The sequence below is a fragment of the Burkholderia sp. HMSC10F09 genome, from assembly GCF_001806955.1.
Lineage (GTDB): Bacteria > Pseudomonadota > Gammaproteobacteria > Burkholderiales > Burkholderiaceae > Burkholderia > Burkholderia multivorans.
Genome location: NZ_KV786899.1, coordinates 5,045 through 5,545 on the forward strand (window position 1 = coordinate 5,045; position 501 = coordinate 5,545).

General features: G+C 75.0%; 1 pseudogene. It reads right to left on the reverse strand.

The window, feature by feature from the left end:
- Nucleotides 1-501, reverse strand: a pseudogene (locus HMPREF3115_RS32825) (pseudouridine synthase); the annotation flags it as partial.

Genomic DNA, 501 nt, shown 5'->3' on the forward strand with positions numbered 1-501 from the left:
GGCGTCGCGATACGGTGCGCGCTTGCCGCCCTCAGCGGCGCTCGCGCGACGCGGACGTGCCTCGTCGTCATTACGACGCGCCGGACGCTCGGACGACGCACGACGCTCGCCGAAACTGCCACGCTTCGCGCCTTCGCCGGCCGCGCCGTCGCGATACGGTGCACGCTTGCCGCCTTCAGTAGCGCCCGCGCGACGCGGACGTGCATCGTCGTCGTTGCGACGTGCCGGGCGGTCGGACGACGTGCGACGCTCGCCGAAACTGCTACGCTTCGCGCCTTCGCCGGCGGCCGCGGCGTCGCGATACGACGTGCGCTTGCCACCTTCCGCGGCGCCCGCGCGACGCGGACGCGCATCGTCGTCATTACGACGCGCCGGGCGTTCCGACGACGTACGACGCTCGCCGAAGCTGCGCTTCGCGTCTTCACCGGCCGCGTCGCGATCGGGCCGCGGCGCATTCGCGCCCGCCGCTGCGCGCGGCTTGGCCGGCCGCGGGCCCGCGGC